This window comes from Xenorhabdus sp. KK7.4, assembly GCF_963876465.1.
In the GTDB taxonomy this organism is placed as follows: domain Bacteria; phylum Pseudomonadota; class Gammaproteobacteria; order Enterobacterales; family Enterobacteriaceae; genus Xenorhabdus; species Xenorhabdus stockiae.
In genome coordinates, this window is record NZ_CAWNQF010000014.1 from 1 (window position 1) to 1,005 (window position 1,005).

A 1,005-nucleotide genomic window follows, 5' to 3' on the forward strand; every position below is an offset into this window, starting at 1 on the left:
ACGCAATAAAAAAGGCGTCACAAAATCGGATAAGCCGAAAGCCTCCACGCAGAAAAAAAGTAAAAAGCCGAACGACAACGATACCTGTAGTGACCCGGTCGACATGGCCACCGGGGATTTTCTGCAACAGTGGCCGATGCTCTCCCTGCCCGGCACCCTGCCGCTGTCACTGACCCGCACTTACCGTTCAACCGAAAATTTTGCCGGCCTGTTCGGTCCTAAATGGTCTGATGACTGGTCACAACACCTGAAACGGGAGGGAGAAGCCACCCATTTTACCGATGCGGATGGGGTGGTTTATACCTTCCATACGCCGGATGAAAACGTATTCTCGGTTAACCTGCATGCCGGGCATTATCTGCTGTTTGGCTCTTTAACGGGCGGGTTGCATCTGTTTGATCGTCAGACCCAATTAACGCGGAGTTTTGAACAGCCGGCAGGCGATAAACGGTTATTGTCTGCGATCCGTGACCGTCACCATAACCACATCACCTTCCATTATGATGACCCCTTCGGGGAGCAACAATACCGGCTGTCACAGATTATCCATTCCGATGGTTATCGCCTGTTACTGGACTACGACCAGAACCGGCTGGCTTCAGTAGAATACCGGACTGAATCACTGCGCCAGACACTGGTCACCTGTCAGTACAACGCTCAACATTATCTGGCAGAATGCCATTCGTTTCAGTTCAGTCACCTGTGGCACGAGTACGATCCTCGTGGCGCGATGCCCCGCTGGCATGACACGGATTCAACGGATATGTCGATGGAGTATGACAACCGTGGGCGGGTAGTCTCGGTCAGCACTCCACAAGGCTACTGGCAGGATCGTTTTTTGTATGATGATGTCAATAAAGTCACCACCTATCTGGACGCGGAAGGCGGTTGTACCCGCTATTGGTACAGACTGTGTAAAAACCCTTGATCACCTTTTGGTCTCAGTACGATGTACTTATGATCAATTGGTCTTAGCTACCGATCCAATTTCAAAGCCAAGTCCAG

Annotated in this window: 1 protein-coding gene; it reads left to right on the top strand. The window is 51.1% G+C overall.

Annotated features, from left to right (window positions below; translation table 11 throughout):
- The coding region (locus tag AACS90_RS03595) for a DUF6531 domain-containing protein (RefSeq protein WP_241538349.1) at positions 1-928 on the top strand (928 nt) is incomplete at its 5' end.
- Positions 929-1,005: the final 77 nt, after the last annotated feature.